The organism is Vagococcus fluvialis (genome assembly GCF_003337315.1).
Taxonomy (GTDB): domain Bacteria; phylum Bacillota; class Bacilli; order Lactobacillales; family Vagococcaceae; genus Vagococcus; species Vagococcus fluvialis.
In genome coordinates, this window is sequence record NZ_QPJV01000001.1 from 40,859 (window position 1) to 58,213 (window position 17,355).

Consider the following 17,355-nt stretch of genomic DNA (forward strand, 5'->3'; position numbering starts at 1 on the left):
AAAACTTGTTTGCTTCTTTTTTGTTACTCTTCAATTGCTGTTTTTTCAAATGTTAATTCATCATCAACTAATTTGATAACTACTTTTGTTTTTGGAGGTACATTTCCAGCCACAATTTCTTTAGCAAGTGGTGTTTCTACTTCTCTTGTCAAGAAACGTTTGATCGGTCTTGCACCGTAAATTGGATCATAAGCTTGTTCAGCAATCCATACATTTGCTTCATCAGAAATTTCTAAGTAGATTTCTTGATGTTCTAAGCGTTTAGTTAATTGCTCAGTCATCTTAATAATAATTGATTTTACGTTTTCTAGGCTAAGCGGTGTAAATAAAATTGTGTCATCAATACGGTTTAAGAATTCTGGTTTAAAGTGCGCTTTTAACATCGTCATAACAGCTTCAGATGTTTCAGGTAAAATATGCCCTTCTTCAGATACCCCTTCAAGAAGTAATTGTGAACCAATATTACTTGTCATAATTAAAACAGTGTTTTTAAAGTCTACAACGCGACCCTTAGAATCTGTTAATCGGCCATCATCTAAGACTTGGAGTAATATATTAAAGACATCAGGATGTGCTTTTTCGATTTCATCAAGTAAGACAATTGTGTAAGGGCTTCTTCTAACAGCCTCAGTTAATTGTCCGCCTTCTTCATAACCTACATATCCAGGAGGAGCTCCTACAAGACGAGAGACACTGTGTTTTTCCATGTACTCACTCATATCAATACGAACCATGTGTTCTTCTGAATCAAATAAGTTTTCTGCTAAAGACTTAGCTAATTCTGTTTTACCTACACCAGTTGGTCCTAGGAATAAAAATGAGCCTAATGGTCGATTTGGATCTTGAAGGCCAGCACGTGATCTAATAACCGCATCTGAAACAGCATTAACTGCTTCATCTTGTCCGATTACACGACGATGAAGAGTTTCGTTAAGGCGTAAAATCTTTTCACGTTCCCCTTCTTCTAATTTAGAAACTGGAATTCCTGTTAATCGTCCCACTACTGTTGCGATTTCTTTTTCAGTTACGACTTCTTGTACCATTTTAGTATCAGAACTTTCTTTTGCTTCAAGTTCAGCTAGTTCCTGTTGAAGTTTTGGAATCGTTCCGTGTCTTAAAACAGCAGCCTCTTCTAAATCATAATTATTTTCTGCATTTTCAAGTTGTGTTTTAGCAGCGTCGATTTCAGCACGTTTTTTATTAACTTTATCCACTTCTTCTTTTTCAGTTTCCCATTGCATTTTTAACATATTAGTTTCTTCGCGAAGCTCTGATAGTTCTTCTTGTAAAAGAGCAAGACGTTTTTTACTTGCGTCATCTTCTTCTTTTTTTAGAGCAGCTTCCTCAATTTCTAACTGCATTAAACGTCTTGTTACTTGGTCTAATTCAGTGGGCATAGAGTTCATTTCTACACGAATTGTTGCACAAGCTTCATCAACTAAATCAATGGCCTTATCCGGTAAGAAACGGTCAGTAATGTAGCGATTTGATAATGTTGTTGCTGCAACTAACGCATTGTCGTGAATATTAACGCCGTGGTGAATTTCAAAACGTTCTTTAAGTCCTCTTAAAATGCTAATAGTGTCTTCCACAGTTGGTTCTTTAACTAAAACTTTTTGGAAACGACGCTCTAAGGCTTTGTCTTTTTCCATGTATTCGCGATACTCATCTAAAGTAGTAGCGCCAATACAATGTAGTTCCCCACGAGCAAGCATTGGTTTTAATAAGTTACCTGCATCCATGCTACCTTCAGTTTTACCTGCACCAACAATCGTATGAATTTCGTCAATGAATAGGATGATGTCACCATCACTTTTTTTCACTTCTTTTAAAACTGCTTTTAAGCGTTCTTCAAATTCACCGCGGAATTTAGCTCCAGCGATTAAAGCTCCCATATCTAAAGAAAAAATAGTTTTCCCTTTTAAGTTTTCAGGAACATCTTTTTTAACAATTCTTTGAGCGAGTCCTTCAATAATCGCTGTTTTACCGACACCAGGCTCTCCAATTAAAACTGGATTATTTTTTGTTTTACGTGAAAGAATACGAACCACATCACGAATTTCTTCGTCACGGCCAATAATTGGATCTTGTTTTCCGCTTTTAACAGCTTCAATCATATTAATCGCATATTTTTCTAATGCTTCGTATTGTTCTTCTTGGTTTTGAGATGTCACACGGTCTCCTCCTCTCATACTTTCTATTTTTTCTCGTACTTCTTTTTCAGTAATTTGTTGATTTTTTAAGAAGACTGTTAAAGGATGATTTTTTAATTTCATTAAAGCTAAAACAACGATTTCTGTTGAAAGAAAATCATCTTCAAACTTAGATCTTAGTTTATCTGCTTCTTGTAATAGGTTAAATAAATTTTGACTTAAATTTTGTCCATATTGAACATTGCCACCACTAACTTGTGGTAGTTTATCAATCTCTCTGTTAACTTCTTGCTCAAATGAGTCAAGGTTAACTCCTAATCCTTGGTAAAAATTTCTTGCAAAGTGATTAGGTTGTAAGAATATTTTCCATAGATGGACAATGTCAATGTTTTGTTGTTGTCTAGTTACTGCAATTTGTTGTGCTTCAGCAATTGCTTGTTGTAAGGTTGTTGTCATTTTTTCGATGTTCATTGTCATTCCTCCTCTTACTTACATCTTATATTTTACTCTTTTGGTCAAAATAGGTCAAATGATAAGTCAAAAAAATAGACCTTAAAAGTCTAATTTTTTGTTAAGTCTTTTTTTAAACAAACACATAGGGTATCCCCTATAAATTCAGCAAAATTTGGGACGATTTTATAACCTTGTTTTTCATAAAATCGAATAGCTTGAGTCATATCTGACCCAGTTTCTAAAACAGAAAAGTCAAAACCAGTCTTTTTGATATCTGTTTCAATTTCTTCTAGAAGTTGCCCCGATACATTAGCCCCGCGATAATCTGATTTAACATACATCCGTTTAACTTCTGGTAAGGTATCACTTCTTAATTTCCAACAAGCACAACCGATAGCTACATTGTTTTCATATGCAACAAAAGCTGCATGCATATCGTCTAAATTATGATGATTAGCATATGAAAGTGTTGTATCTTCTCCCCACTCTGCTACAAAAAATTGATTTAATTCATCTACTAAGCTTAATAGATCGTGATGATTAGTTGGTACTTTTTTGATAGTCATAAATTACCTCCTAGTTTGTAAGTGAATCACTTTTTTCTTTTAAAATATAGATAGGTCTTTTTTTAGTTTCAAGAAAGGTTTTTCCTAAGTATTGCCCTAATATACCTAAACAAAATAACTGCAAGCCTCCTAAGGCTAAAATAATACAAACAAGAGATGGCCAACCAGACGTTGGATCACCAAATATTAAAGCTCTAACAACTATAAAAATTAAAGCAATAATTGCTAGAATAAATGATAGCATGCCAACAACTGCTGAAATAATTAACGGGAATTCAGAAAAGGCGATAATGCCGTCTAAAGAATACATAAATAGTTGTCCAAATGACCAAGAAGATTTGCCTTCTTGTCTCTCTACATTTTCATACTCTAAATAAAAAGTATCAAAGCCTACCCAACTGAATAAGCCTTTTGAAAAGCGATTATACTCTTGTAATTCTAAAATAGCATCTACCATTTGTCTTGTCATCAGTCTAAAGTCCCTAGCACCATCAACGATTTGAACATCTGATATTTTATTAATTATTTTGTAGAATTTTTTAGCGAAAAAGGATCTAATTTTTGGCTCCCCTTCGCGATTTTTTCGTCTAGTCCCAATACAATCGTAGTTTTGTTCCGTTATCAAGCGATACATTTCAGGTAATAAGCTTGGTGGATCTTGTAAATCTGCATCCATGACAGTAATTAAATCACCTGTTGCATGTTTTAATCCCGCATATAAAGCCGCTTCTTTTCCGAAATTTCTTGAAAATGATAAGTATTTTACTTGTTTTGGATCTTTATTTTCTAATATTTTTAATTGTTTTAGTGTGTTGTCAGATGAACCATCATTAACAAAGATAAACTCAAAGTTAAGTGGAGGCATCTGTTCTTTTATTTTCATTACTTCTTGATAAAAAGAGAGTATAGTTTCCTCTTCGTTGTAACAAGGTACAACTATAGATAATAATGTCATCTTTAAGCCTTCTTTCCTTCACCTTTAATCATCATAACCTATACAAAATATAAATTAAAGAGACTAGAGAGTTATTTTTGACTTAAAAACTTTAGTCTCTTGTTTTAGATTTATGAGTTACCATAGTATAGATTGTTTTTACTAATATGAGTAAGCTTCCGATGACGATTAAACTGATTTGTAGGATATCCATTAATAAAACTTCTCTTTCGATTAATAAAGGCGTTTTATAAAGTAACTTAATCTGTCCAACAACCATACTTAAGACAAAACTACTACCTATTAATGTGAAACATAAAATAAAAAATGCATATTCAGGATCAATAGGTTCTTTCACCATTTTAATGACTGAAGGGACAAGCGTAGCTAAATAAAAGCTACTTATCAATTTAACTGAAAGAACATCCCGATTTGGTAGCTGGAATCCATTTAGATACAATGAAACAATAAGATTTAGAAGTAAAATACCAAGAAATAAAAGTAAAGATTTTGTATCAATTTTTCCGATAAACTTTTCCATTTAGGCAACTTCCTTAAAAAATATTTTTCGTTATTTAATTTTACCTTGAGTCTATAGTTATGTCTACAAACAAAAAGCTATGACATAAGATCATAGCTTTTAAGTCTTATTTAGTTGCGTTTAAGCGTGCAATTTCAACGATTAAAGATGTTGCTTTCTCCATTGATTCAACAGCCACAAACTCAAAACGTCCGTGCATATTTTCTCCACCAGCAAAAATATTAGGAGTTGGAATTCCTAAGTAAGAAATTTTAGAACCATCTGTTCCACCACGTACAGCTTCAACTAATGGCTTAATATCAATGTTAGTCATAGCTTCTTCCACTAAAGAAATAATACTCATGTCTTTTTGAATAATATCTCCCATGTTGTAGTAAGAATCTTCCATTGTTAAAGTAACGCGGTCTTGACCAAACTCTTTGTTTTTACGGTCTACAATGTCTTGTAATAAAGCTTTACGAGCTTTGAATTTATCCATATCGTGGTCACGAATAATATAAGCCATATTCGCTTCTTCTGGAACTCCGCTTAAATCAAGTAAATGGAAAAATCCTTCACGACCTTCTGTTTTTTCAGGGACTTCATCTTGTGGTAATTCATTTTGAATATCAATTGCTACTTGAATCGCATTAATCATTGTGTTTTTAGCAGTTCCAGGGTGAACATTTTTACCTTCGATTTTAATAGTTGCTCCCGCGCCATTAAATGTTTCGAATTGTAATTCACCAACAGGTCCACCGTCCATCGTATAAGCAAAATCGACATCAAATTCAGAGACATCAAATTTATCGGCTCCCACACCGATTTCTTCATCTGGTCCAAATGCAACCATGATTTTACCATGTTCAATTTCAGGATGTGCTATTAAGTATTCCATAGCAGTAACAATTTCAGCAATTCCAGATTTATCATCTGCTCCTAAAAGTGTACTTCCATCAGTTGTAATTAATGTCTGACCTTTATAATTTTTTAAGTTAGGGAAATCAGTTGTTGTTAATTTGAATTTACCATCTTTATCTAAAGTGATATCTGACTCTCCATCATAGTTTTCTACAAACTGAGGGTTAACATTTGTTGCGTTAAAATCAGCTGTGTCTAAGTGGGCGATAAATCCGATACTACGTACCTCTTTATCAGTGTTACTTGGTAGAGTTCCAATTAGGAAACCATTTTTTTCATTGTAGAAAACATCTGAAAGTCCGATTTCTTCAATTTCCTTTTTTAATGTTAAAGCAAACTCAACTTGTGTATGTGTTGAGGGAGTTGTGGTACTTGTCGCATCAGAGCGAGTTTCTGTTTTAACGTAATCGATAAAACGTGGGACTAAATTTTTATACATATGTATCTCTCCTTTAAATAAATTCAAATGGGTTAGTATTTGTTTCGCTTATCATAAATGAAACATCCCAATTATTCTCTTTTTTCCAAGTATTAAATAGTTCTACAAACTTTTCTTTGCATAACTCTTCAATGTAATGTCCAGGATCAATAACTGATAGTTTTTCTTCAATCATGTCATGGGCTGTGTGGTAATAAACATCACCAGTGATATAAACATCGGCTTTTTTCTTCAAAGCATCTTTGTAAAATTTCTCACCACTACCACCGCAAATGGCGATTCGTTTAACTTCTTTGTCCTTTGTGTCAGTGATAAGTCTTAAGCCATCTAAATGAAACACCGTTTTAACTTTTTTAGTAAAATCCATTAAACTCATAGGCTCTTTCAAGTCACCAACTCGACCTAAACCATATTCGTCTTTCAAGTTTTCAACTGTAAAAATGTCAAAGGCTGGTTCTTCGTAAGGATGAACTTTAATAAGTGATTGAATAACTTCTTTTTCAATTAATTCAGAAAATAGAAATTCAATTCTGTCCTCTTCCACTACTTCAATGTTATCTTTTTCTCCAATGTAAGGAGTTGCTCCATTTATAGGTTTAAATCGACCTGTTCCAGAACTTGTATAGCTACAGTCACTGTAGTCAGGACCAATTTGACCAACACCAATTTTAGCCATCTGTTCTCTAATTAAACCAGAATGACTTCTTGGAGTGAAGACGACTAATTTTTTATAGTTAAATGAATGAGTTTTTGTGACAAAATCATCAGGAATTATGTCTAGTTTTTCTAAAAACCAATCATTTAAGCCAGGAGACACAATATCCATATTAGTATGTGCGGCATAAACTGCGATATCATTCTTAATTAAGTCCGCATACATCTGAGTTTGAAAATCATCTGTTGTCAGACGTTTTATCGGTCTAAAAATCGGTGGATGTTTAGCAATAATTAAGTCCACTTTTTTTTCAATAGCTTCCTTTACAACAGCTGGTCTTACATCTAAAGTCATCATAATATTTTTAACAGGTTTGTTAAGTGTTCCTATATGAAGGCCTACAGGATCTCCTTTTTCAGCTAAGTATAAAGGGCAATAACTTTCTAATCTTTGGATAAATTCATATCCTGTGATACTCATTTTAGCACCTCTTTTACTAAGTTAATTTTAGTTTGGATTTCTTCTATCTTTTCAGATACATTCTTAGTTGATTTTTCTAATTGAGTTAAAATATTTTCAAATTGTTTCAACTCATGTTGCCATTTATTAGTAAAAATAGGTCCTTGTTGTTTTAATAAATGTGGTCCAAAAAGTAATTCTTTTTCTGATAGGGGAATTAAGTTTTCTCTTTTTTTAGCTACAATAATTTCGTAAGTTTTTTCGTTTTCACGTATAATATCTTCTTTAATAATTTCATAATAATTATTTACTAACCAAGTTCTTAAAGTAGGTTCACCAATATTGGGCTGTAAAACAAGAGTTTCTTTGCCTGTTAGATGATTTCCTAAAAGACCACGATGTAATATGTCACGAATTAATGAGCCACCCATTCCACAAATTGAAATCGCTGTAACATTGTCCTCAGGGCTAACAACAGCAAGTCCATCGCCTTTTCTAACATCAATTTTATCAACTAAATTAAGTTCAGCGACTAAGTTTTTGGCAGACAGATAAGGACCGTCTACTACTTCTCCAGCAATAGCTGAACTAATTTTATTATTCATTATTAAGTAGGCAGGTAAATACGCATGGTCGCTACCAATATCTGCTAGAATTGCCCCTTCTGGTACAAATTCTCCTGCTCGGTGTAATCTTTCTGATAAGTGTTTATAATCCATGTATCTACCATCCTCATTTTAATCTCATAAAACGATTATATCATTAATCTATTTAATTTAAATAACTAAAGGTAATAAAAAAGAGTTATCTTTACGATAACTCTAAAAAATCTTATTCTAAGAAATCTTTTAATTGTTTAGAACGAGATGGATGTCTTAATTTTCTTAATGCTTTAGCTTCAATTTGACGGATACGTTCTCTTGTTACACCGAAAACTTTTCCTACTTCTTCTAAAGTTCTTGTACGTCCATCATCAAGACCAAAACGTAAACGCAGTACATTTTCTTCACGGTCTGTTAGTGTATCTAAAACACTTTCTAATTGCTCTTTTAATAATTCATATGCAGCATGTTCAGCTGGACTTGTTGCTTCTTGATCTTCAATGAAATCGCCTAAATGAGAATCATCTTCCTCACCAATTGGTGTTTCTAATGAAACTGGCTCTTGAGCAATTTTTAAGATTTCACGAACTTTTTCAGCTGGTAAATCCATTTCAGCACCGATTTCTTCTGGAGTCGGTTCGCGTCCTAAGTCTTGTAGTAATTGACGTTGAATACGGATTAATTTGTTAATTGTTTCAACCATATGAACTGGGATACGAATTGTTCTTGCTTGGTCAGCGATAGCACGAGTAATCGCTTGACGAATCCACCAAGTTGCATAAGTAGAGAATTTAAATCCTTTTTCATGGTCAAATTTTTCTACAGCTTTCATTAATCCCATGTTACCTTCTTGGATTAAATCAAGGAATTGCATACCACGTCCCACATAACGTTTAGCAATACTTACTACTAATCTGAGGTTGGCTTCTGCTAATTCTTGTTTAGCTTCTGGGTCACCTTCTTTGATTCTTAAGGCTAAAGCAACCTCTTCATCAGCTGTTAAAAGTGACACACGACCAATTTCTTTTAAATACATACGAACAGGGTCATTAATTTTAACACCAGCAGGAGCGATTAAATCTTCTTCTTTTTCTTTTTCAGTTTCTTCTTTTTTATTTGTTGCTTTAAGACTGCGTTCACTAGGCTCACCATTTTCGTCTACAACACTGATTCCAGCATCTTCAACTTTTTGGATTAAAGAATCCATTTCATCTGAATCTAGTTCAAAAGGTGTTGCTAACTTATCTGTTAACTCATCGAAAACAACTTGCCCCTTTACCTTATTCTCTTTGATAAATTTATCTACTTCTTTTTTGTACATGTCTTTATTTACTGACATAAAAGAAATCCCCCTTTAGATTAAATCGATTTAAGTTGTTTCTGTAACATAATAATTTGAAGTGTTGCCTCGGCTTCTAAGTCGCTATTTCCAACTCGTCTAGCTTCTTGTTGGTCATTAATCAAAGTGTTAATTCGCTCTTGAATCTCCCCTTTTTTAATAACTAATAAGCAATCCTCTAATTCTTGTTTGGTGCTTTCTTCACTGAAGTTTTGCATCGTGGTTTGAATTAAAACTTGTTTTAGCTCTTGCTCTTTTAAATAATCAAGAAAATCTGCAATGACTATCTCTCCGTGAAGTTGTATATAATTAGTTAAATGTAAATATAACTCCTGGTAAACATCATGAGCAAAAGTTAAATCTTCTCTTGCTGATAAAAACTGATAAGCACTTCTTTCAGTTAATAATCTAAAAATTAGTGTCATTTCAGCCTTCTCTACTTGGCCAATTTTTTTAACTTCATAGTGTTTTGGAATGACTATTTCTTTTTCTCCGTAATCTTCCTGAGAATAAGATGCCATGCTTTGTTGTTTGAAACTTTGTTTTTTCGTTCGTAATTCATTTTGTAAAGTGTTTTTTGAGACATGAAACTCATCTGCTAATTGACTTAAGGCTAAGTCCACTTCGACAATTGATGACACATGAATTAACTCGCCAAGTAACTCGTCAATATAGAGAAGTTTATCAGCTTCAATGGTCAAATTTTTATTACGTTTTAGATAATCTTTTTTAAACTGAAAAACAGTTTCGCGGCTATTTTTAATTAGTTGATGTAAGTTGTCTTCACCGTATTTTCTACGGTAATCATCAGGGTCCATTTTGTCAGGAATACTAATAATTTGAATTCCCATAGAGCTTTGATTAGATAATAAATCAATAGCACGACTTGTTGCTTCAATACCAGCATTATCACCATCATAGGCTATCAAAACTTCGTCACTAATTTTTTCAAGGGCATTAATTTGTTCCATTGTTAAACTTGTTCCCATTGAGGCAACACCGTTTTTTACACCTGACATCCAAGCAGAAATAACATCCATAAATCCTTCAAACAAAATAACTTCATTTTTCTTTCTAATTTCCGTTCGACTTTGATGGAAATTATATAAGATAAATCTTTTATTAAATAAATCTGTTTCTGGACTATTTAAATACTTCGGCTGATCAGTTGCATCAAAATCCACGTCCTCTAAAATTCGACCTGAAAAACCAATTACTTTCCCTTGGAAATTTGTAATGGGAAACATAATTCGTTGATAGAATCGGTCAATCCAATTACCATCTTCAAGTTGAAATAGCAAGCCTGTTTTCTTTAATACCTCATCTGAGTAGTTATCTTTTTCTAATACCTTGTGTAAGAGTCGACGATCCCTTGGAGCAAAACCAATTTGGAAGGTTTTAATCACCTCTTCAGTTAAGCCTCGTTCTTTCAAATATTCAAGCGCTTTTTCTCCGACTTGAGTGTTCATCAAAATATGATGATATAACTCACTGGTTTTTTCATGAATTTGAATGAGTTGAGACTCTTCAAGAACTTTTGGTGACATCACTTGGGGTCTGTTAGTAAGATTAAGTGAGACAGAAATATTTGCTAAATCTGCTACTTTTTCAACAGATTCTGGGAAACTTAACCCTTCAATCTCCTGGATGAATGAAAAGACATTACCACCTTTTCCACAACCGAAGCAGTGAAAAATTTGTTTATCCTCTGCTACTGAAAAGGATGGTGATTTTTCATTGTGAAAGGGACATAAGCCTAGATAGTTTTTACCAGACTTTTTCAATTGAACATACTGCCCAACAACATCAACAATGTTTGTCTGTTGTCTAACCATTTCAATTGTTTCTTGAGGGATTAATTGTGCCACTATTAATAACCTCCCCTTATCATTTTAAAGTGACAAAAGTCGCACTGAATCCAGTGCGACTATATGACACAAATCTACAACTTAAAGTATACCATATCCTATAAATAAAGCCAGTTTTTCTTCTTATTTTCATAAAAACTTTCTTAAGAGTTAAGCATAGGTTTTTTCTTTAACAATTACTTTGTCTAAAACGATTTTTAAGATAATTGAAATCACAACTAAAATAGCGAAAACAGGTAATGTTTCTTTAGTTAACATTGAGATTTCTAATAAACCTTTGAATAACATTGCTGCAACATATGTACCAATTGTTGTCGTCACGGCTAAGAAAGCTCTTAGTAAGTTAAATGGTAAACAAGCTTTAATAACTGCCATTGAACTAACAGCGATTAACATGTAGTACATTAAAGTCGTCATATCAATTTGTGACCAGTTGTTCATTGTTGCATAAATGTAAATAAAGACAATATTTAAGATGACTAAAATCGCATTTGGTAAAGCCCGTCTTAAGGCTGTTGGTAAAAACTTAGTTGTTACTTTACGTTTATCATTTTCAAATGATAAGAAAAATGCTGGATATCCTTCAATTGCTAAATCTAAGAGAGTGATTTGAATTGGGATAAATGGGAATGTAATTGCTGTTAAAGCACATAAAACTGATAATATTAATGAATAAATAGTTTTAATAAAGAAAATACTAGATACTTTAGTTACATTATTAACCACACGACGTCCTTCAAATAAAACGTCTGGTAAAGTTGTGAAGTCAGAATTAAGTAAAACTAAGTTAGAGATTTGACGTGTTGCGTTGTCCCCTTCTGCCATAGCAATACTACAATCTGCTTCTTTTAATGCTAAGACATCATTAACACCATCTCCTGTCATTGCAACAACATGACCTTGAGCTTTTAATTCTTGGACTAACATTTGTTTTTGCTGAGGTGATACACGGCCAAAGACTTTATAGTCATTGACAATTCCTTTAACTTCTTCTTCTGTTTCTAATTCGGATAAATCAATATATCTTTCGTAACCATCAAGGCCTGCTCGTCTAGCAACGTTTGAAACTGTAACAGGGTTATCTCCTGAAATAACTTTAATATCCACACCCTCATCCTTTAAATAAGCTAGTGTTTCATTTGCATTTTCTCTAATAGGGTCGTCAATTTTAATAATTGCTAGTGGACTAAGTTTAGGCAATGATTCTTCATCAACAGTTGTTTGACTTGTGATTCCTAACATTAACACACGGTAACCTTCACTTTGAGCTTCATCAATTTCTTTAGGTAAATCAGATTCATTAAATAATCTTTCGGGAGCACCTAAAGCCACTGTACCAAGATTTTCAAAAACCATTGCTCCCCATTTTCTTTCAGAAGAGAAGCTAATAATAGATTCTGCTGTGTAAACTTCCTGGTTACCAAAATGATCGCGAATGGCTTTCATCGTAATATTACTGTCAGATGAGGCAAACATATAACTACTCATGATATCTTCAAACTTTGAACTATAATCCTCATTAATCACATCGACATCTAAAACTTTCATTTTTCCTTCAGTAATTGTTCCAGTTTTATCTAAACAAATCACATCAACATGAGCTAATGTTTCTACTGAATACATGTCTTGAACTAAAACTTCTTTTTTAGCTAGTTTTGCTACAGCAGTTGCTAAAGCAATCATAATTAGTAAAACCATTCCCTTAGGTAACATTCCTAAAAGGGCAGCAGCTGAAGCAACAACAGAAGATTTTAACTCTCCATTCCCTAGAAAATAAGCTTCTACAAATAAAATCACACCTAATGGTACAATAACAAAACTTGTAAACTTAGCTACTTTTCTAATAGAGGAAACTAACTCAGAGTTAAAAGGTTTATGGACTTTAGCTTTATTAGCAATTTTAGTTGCATAGTTGTCTTTACCTACATGAATCACTCGAGCATAACATTGCCCACTTGAAATAAAACTTCCTGATAATAACTCAGCATCTGCTTCTTTTTTGATTAAGTCAGATTCACCAGTTAATAAGGCTTCATTGGCCTCTACAAAGCCACTAATCACAACCATATCAGATGGCACTTGATCACCAGCAGCTAATTTAACAACATCATCTAAGACAATCATCTCTGATGACATTTCAACTTCTTGACCATCTCTTAAGACAATGGCTGTATCTTCATTGATAATTGAAAGTTTAGCAATTAAGTTTTTTGCTCGAATTTCTTGAATGATACCAATTGTTACGTTCATTATAATAATAACCATAAAAAATAGGTTACTGAACGCTCCTACTGCAGCTAAACAGATACCAATGGCTAAGTTTAAAAAGTTAAATAAAGTAAAGACATTGTCCTTAATAATATCTTTAGTTGATTTTGAAACATCTTCATTATAATTATTTTGTTGATTCTTTGAAATTCTATCCTGAACCTCTTGATTTGTTAAACCTTGTAAATTTTCATTCATTCTTAGTGTCATCCTTTACGTTTGTTAAAAAGCCGTCTTTAACAGTATACCTATTTCCATAGAGAAAAGAAACGACTTTAATTAAATTTAAGAATAAAAAGAAGATGCTACTTCTGTAACACCGTTTAGTTTGTAAAAAAGGGACTGTGACATACTGCTGTCACAGTCCCCTCTCTTATTTTTATTTTGAAAAAACATTTTCTGCTTCTGTTTCAGGTCCTTTTTCTGGTGTTTTCCCTGGTTGGCTAGCAAATCTTCCGTTACTAATACCAAAAGTTAAGTAAGAATTAGAAGCAATATACTGATTGTAGACACTCATTTTAACAATTTGTCCTTTTTCAGCATCTGAATCTACATAGTAAACGTCATAAGTAATGCTTGCCCCTTTTGAATTAAAATCATCATAAATCAGTTTAGGTAAATCACCTTCAAGCTGACCAAAGTAGGATTTAATATAAGGTTGACCATAAGAGTAAACAACTTTAACAGACTTTTGATCTTTCCCTGTTAGTTTTGTCCCTGATTCAATAGACTGGCTAATTAATTGACCGTAAGGAACAGAGTCAGAGAAAACTTGTTGCACTCTAACATCTAAACCTTCAACTGCTGTAGTACTTGTTTCAGCAGTATAGTCACCAAAATATGGCACTACAATAGCTTTTCCAATTGAAACTTTTATAGTTAACTTATCATTTTTAGCTACTTTTTGATTTTTTTCAACACTTTGGCCAATAATTTTTCCTTCTTCAACTTTATCAGAGTCAACATCTTCATAAGCAATCAAGACACCACTTTTTTTAGCCCATTCATCTACTTCTGCTTTAGTTTTCCCAATAAAGTCTGGTACAGGTATATTCTTCTCAAAAATTTCTACACCTTTTGAGAAATAAACATTCAAATTATCACGTCTTCGATAATTATCAGCCGTTACTTCTTTGTTACCAAATTCAAGACGAGTGAATTTACCTTTTTCGACTTTGTCGCTGTATTCAGTAATAACACTTAGGTTCTCAGCTTTATTTTTCTCAACAAATTCATTCACTTCTTTTTCTGACATTGTTTTAAAGTCAGGTAGTGAAATTATTTCTTCCGGATCAGCTCCCTCACTTACTGTAAAGTTAAGTGTTGAACCTTTTTTTACTTTTTTACCTGGGTTAACTACTTGCTTAATAATGTTACTAGATTCAACTTTTAAAGAATAGGCTTCTTTTAAATCTAATTCCATTCGATTATCAGTTGCCCACTTTCGAACATCTGTCACTGATTTATCAACAAAATCAGGCATTTTAACACGGGTCATTTGATAATAAGTCGTATAACCAATAATGACAACTGCTAAACTTGATACACCAATCAGAATTTTTTTATTCCGTTGTTTCTTTTCATACTCGGGGTCAATTTCAACCTCATGTAAATCATCTGAAACATAGCCATCTTCTGATGGTTCTACTTTTTTAGTAGATTTTTTAGGTGTATCATCAACGTTAAGTAACTCTGGATCATCAAAAATTGGTGCGTTTATTTTTTGAGAGGTGTCGTTAGAAGATGGTTCTTCTTTGCGACGTTTTTTTTTTCTCTTTTTAGGTTCTTCTAAAACTTCTTTCGTTACTTTTGGTTTAACTTCCTTTTCTCTTTTTGACTTTGGCAATTTTTCTTTGTAGTCATCACCAGAAAAGTTTGATAAAAAATCACTCATACTCTTTCAAAACTCCTTTTTTAAGGACGAAAGCTTTATCTGATTGAAGAGCGATTTCTTGAGAGTGAGTAACTACAATGACACATTTATTATGCTCATGAGCTAGAAGTTTAAAAATTTCTACAATTTCTTGTTCCATTTCTTCATCTAAGTTTCCAGTTGGCTCATCAGCTAAAATAATATCAACGTTTGTAGCAAGAGCTCTTGCTATCGCCACACGTTGTTGTTCTCCCCCAGATAATCGATTAACAATTCTACTTGCTTTATCCTTACCAATACCAATATAGTCTAACAGATTATATGCTACTTTAGTATGGTCTTCTGGTAATTTATTTTCAGTAATCGCCATTGGCACTAATACATTTTCCACACCAGTTAAATAAGGGATTAAATTATAGTGTTGGAAGATAATACTAATTTCATTTCGACGATAACTTTCAAGTCCAATTTGTTTAATATTTTTATTTTTATAATAAACTGTTCCTTTTTTTGGTTCATCTAAACCAGATAATAAAGAAAGTAAGGTCGTTTTACCTGATCCTGATTGACCTACTATTGTATAAAAAGTTCCTTGTTCAAAATCTACATTTGTATTTTTTAAAATATATCTTAATTTATCTCCATCTTGATAAAAGTAATCTAATTTTCTTGCTTTTAAAATCGCCATCTACTTTTCCTCCTTACATCATTATCTTCTTAGGATTTAGTCGCATAATATAGATCAGTGGTGCCACTGTCGATACTAAAACAACGCCAATACCTACTACATAGAAAAGAAGGATATAAGTAGGATTTAGTGAAATATTGTATGCATCAATTACATCATCTTCTGAAATACTGCTATTTGTTAGTCTAGCTAACTCGTAATCATCCATATTGTAGCCCATTCCGTTATCAACTTGTTCTGTCTTTTGAGATTGTATTAAAGAATTAGAAAATCCTTTAGCTAACATATTTCCTGTGAATACTGAAATAGTAATAGCAACGAAGGCAACAACAACTACTTCAAATACAATTTGACCGACTACTTTTGAGCGTTTCTCCCCAAGAGATAAGTAAATACCAAGCTCATGTTTACGGTCTCTCAAGAATAAAATAGTTACTAAAGTAATAATTAAAATTGATGCTAGAACAGAAATAATTAAAACTAATTTAGAAATTTTTGACATTCCTTTAACAGGTCCTGCTACTTGAGTGTATTGATCAGAACTAATTAATACTTTTGAATACTTATTTTTTGCATCTTTTAAAATTTTGTCAGCATTAATTCTAAAGTCTTCAGCCACTTCAGGTGATTTAAGTGTATAAGTGGCTTGACCATAGTTAAATTCATCTAAATTCTTCTCAAACTCTTCTTTAGTTTGTCCTTCATACATTTCAGGTTGGTTCTCAAATTCTAAAAGTTGTGTTTCTTTAGTTAAATTCGTAACAAAACCATTTGGTGCATAAATTGAATTGACACGGTCCATATAGTTAGACTCAGCATTCATAGAAGCAGAATCATTTTTCTTATTAGATTTTTTTTCACTTTGAAGAACACTAAAAACACCAATAACTTCTGCTTGATAATCTTTTTTAACTGGTTTAGCTTCTACTTCTTCTCCGTCAGATCTCATCATCATACCAGAGAAGCTATTGTAATCTAAAACTATTTTATCACCAACACGAACATTGTTTTCTTTAGCAACTTGCTCAGAAATTAGGACTACATTTTTAGCTTTTTCTATTTCTTCTTTTTCAAAAACTCGTCCATCATTAATAGCTATAATTTTATTTTTAGCATCTAAAACTTCATTAAAATTAACACCTTTTAAATTGAAAAATGAAGTTTCTCCATCGCCCATCATAAAGTTTTCATTTTCAGATTGTGCCATTTTAAAGTTCACAGTATTAATAAAACTTGTGTATGAATAATCATAGTAGCTAACTTCATCTAACTTACCAATTTCATTTAGTGTTTTTTCACTTGGATTAGTCATTTTTTCATAAACACTATCATCATCAGCTGCATCTTTATCTAACTTTTCATAATCCATAGTCACTGTTGCCACTGAACCTAGTTTTTTCTTAATCGTTGACTCTACACTTTTTGTTCCTTGGTCAATAGCAATTGCTCCAGCCATTACGTTTCCTAATATAAAAATAACAGCAAAAAGAATTAACGACTTTCCTTTTCGTCTAGTAATACTTGCCATACCACGCTTAAAATAGTTCATTCTCAACACTCCTCCAATAATAACCCTAATTTATTACAATAATTTTAACATTCTTTCAATTTTTAATC

At 32.7% G+C, this 17,355-nt stretch carries 13 protein-coding genes; all 13 read right to left on the bottom strand.

Features of this window, described 5'->3' with window-relative positions; genetic code table 11:
* Window positions 1-23: 23 nt before the first annotated feature.
* The 13 genes from clpB to DFR54_RS00250 all read right to left on the bottom strand — a co-directional run bounded on the left by clpB (window position 24) and on the right by DFR54_RS00250 (window position 17,287).
* Complete coding sequence (clpB, locus tag DFR54_RS00190; RefSeq protein ID WP_114288404.1) at window positions 24-2,624, bottom strand: ATP-dependent chaperone ClpB; 2,601 nt, start codon at window positions 2,622-2,624, stop codon at window positions 24-26.
* A gap of 89 nt (window positions 2,625-2,713) precedes the next feature.
* Window positions 2,714-3,172 (bottom strand): GNAT family N-acetyltransferase, encoded by a 459-nt coding sequence (locus tag DFR54_RS00195; protein WP_114288405.1) that lies wholly within the window; start codon window positions 3,170-3,172, stop codon window positions 2,714-2,716.
* Between the two features lie 10 nt (window positions 3,173-3,182).
* Window positions 3,183-4,127, bottom strand: coding sequence for a glycosyltransferase family 2 protein (locus tag DFR54_RS00200; protein WP_114288406.1), 945 nt, complete (start codon window positions 4,125-4,127; stop codon window positions 3,183-3,185).
* A gap of 91 nt (window positions 4,128-4,218) precedes the next feature.
* Window positions 4,219-4,647, bottom strand: coding sequence for a hypothetical protein (locus DFR54_RS00205; RefSeq protein ID WP_114288407.1), 429 nt, complete (start codon window positions 4,645-4,647; stop codon window positions 4,219-4,221).
* Window positions 4,648-4,753: 106 nt separating this feature from the next.
* Window positions 4,754-5,986: a peptidase T gene (pepT, locus tag DFR54_RS00210; RefSeq protein WP_114288408.1), complete on the bottom strand. Its 1,233-nt coding sequence runs from the start codon at window positions 5,984-5,986 to the stop codon at window positions 4,754-4,756.
* Window positions 5,987-5,999: 13 nt separating this feature from the next.
* Window positions 6,000-7,121, bottom strand: a complete 1,122-nt coding sequence (locus DFR54_RS00215) for a Nif3-like dinuclear metal center hexameric protein (RefSeq protein WP_114288409.1) — start codon at window positions 7,119-7,121, stop codon at window positions 6,000-6,002.
* Window positions 7,118-7,819: a tRNA (adenine(22)-N(1))-methyltransferase gene (locus DFR54_RS00220; protein ID WP_114288410.1), complete on the bottom strand. Its 702-nt coding sequence runs from the start codon at window positions 7,817-7,819 to the stop codon at window positions 7,118-7,120. The genes DFR54_RS00215 and DFR54_RS00220 overlap by 4 nt, the downstream gene beginning before the upstream one ends.
* Before the next feature lie 112 nt (window positions 7,820-7,931).
* Complete coding sequence (gene rpoD, locus DFR54_RS00225) at window positions 7,932-9,041, bottom strand: RNA polymerase sigma factor RpoD (RefSeq protein WP_086343131.1); 1,110 nt, start codon at window positions 9,039-9,041, stop codon at window positions 7,932-7,934.
* 20 nt (window positions 9,042-9,061) lie between these two features.
* Window positions 9,062-10,909, bottom strand: coding sequence for a DNA primase (gene dnaG, locus DFR54_RS00230; RefSeq protein ID WP_114288411.1), 1,848 nt, complete (start codon window positions 10,907-10,909; stop codon window positions 9,062-9,064).
* 150 nt (window positions 10,910-11,059) lie between these two features.
* Window positions 11,060-13,375, bottom strand: coding sequence for a cation-translocating P-type ATPase (locus DFR54_RS00235; protein ID WP_227258537.1), 2,316 nt, complete (start codon window positions 13,373-13,375; stop codon window positions 11,060-11,062).
* Between the two features lie 181 nt (window positions 13,376-13,556).
* Window positions 13,557-15,071: a PASTA domain-containing protein gene (locus DFR54_RS00240; protein WP_114288413.1), complete on the bottom strand. Its 1,515-nt coding sequence runs from the start codon at window positions 15,069-15,071 to the stop codon at window positions 13,557-13,559.
* The gene (locus DFR54_RS00245; protein ID WP_086343127.1) at window positions 15,064-15,738 is read right to left on the bottom strand and encodes an ABC transporter ATP-binding protein; all 675 of its coding nucleotides are present in this window, start codon (window positions 15,736-15,738) and stop codon (window positions 15,064-15,066) included. Before DFR54_RS00245 ends, DFR54_RS00240 begins: the two co-directional genes overlap by 8 nt.
* A gap of 13 nt (window positions 15,739-15,751) precedes the next feature.
* Window positions 15,752-17,287 carry an FtsX-like permease family protein gene (locus DFR54_RS00250; protein WP_114288414.1) on the bottom strand — a complete coding sequence of 512 codons (1,536 nt, stop codon included), beginning with the start codon at window positions 17,285-17,287 and terminating at the stop codon, window positions 15,752-15,754.
* Between the last annotated feature and the right edge of the window lie 68 nt (window positions 17,288-17,355).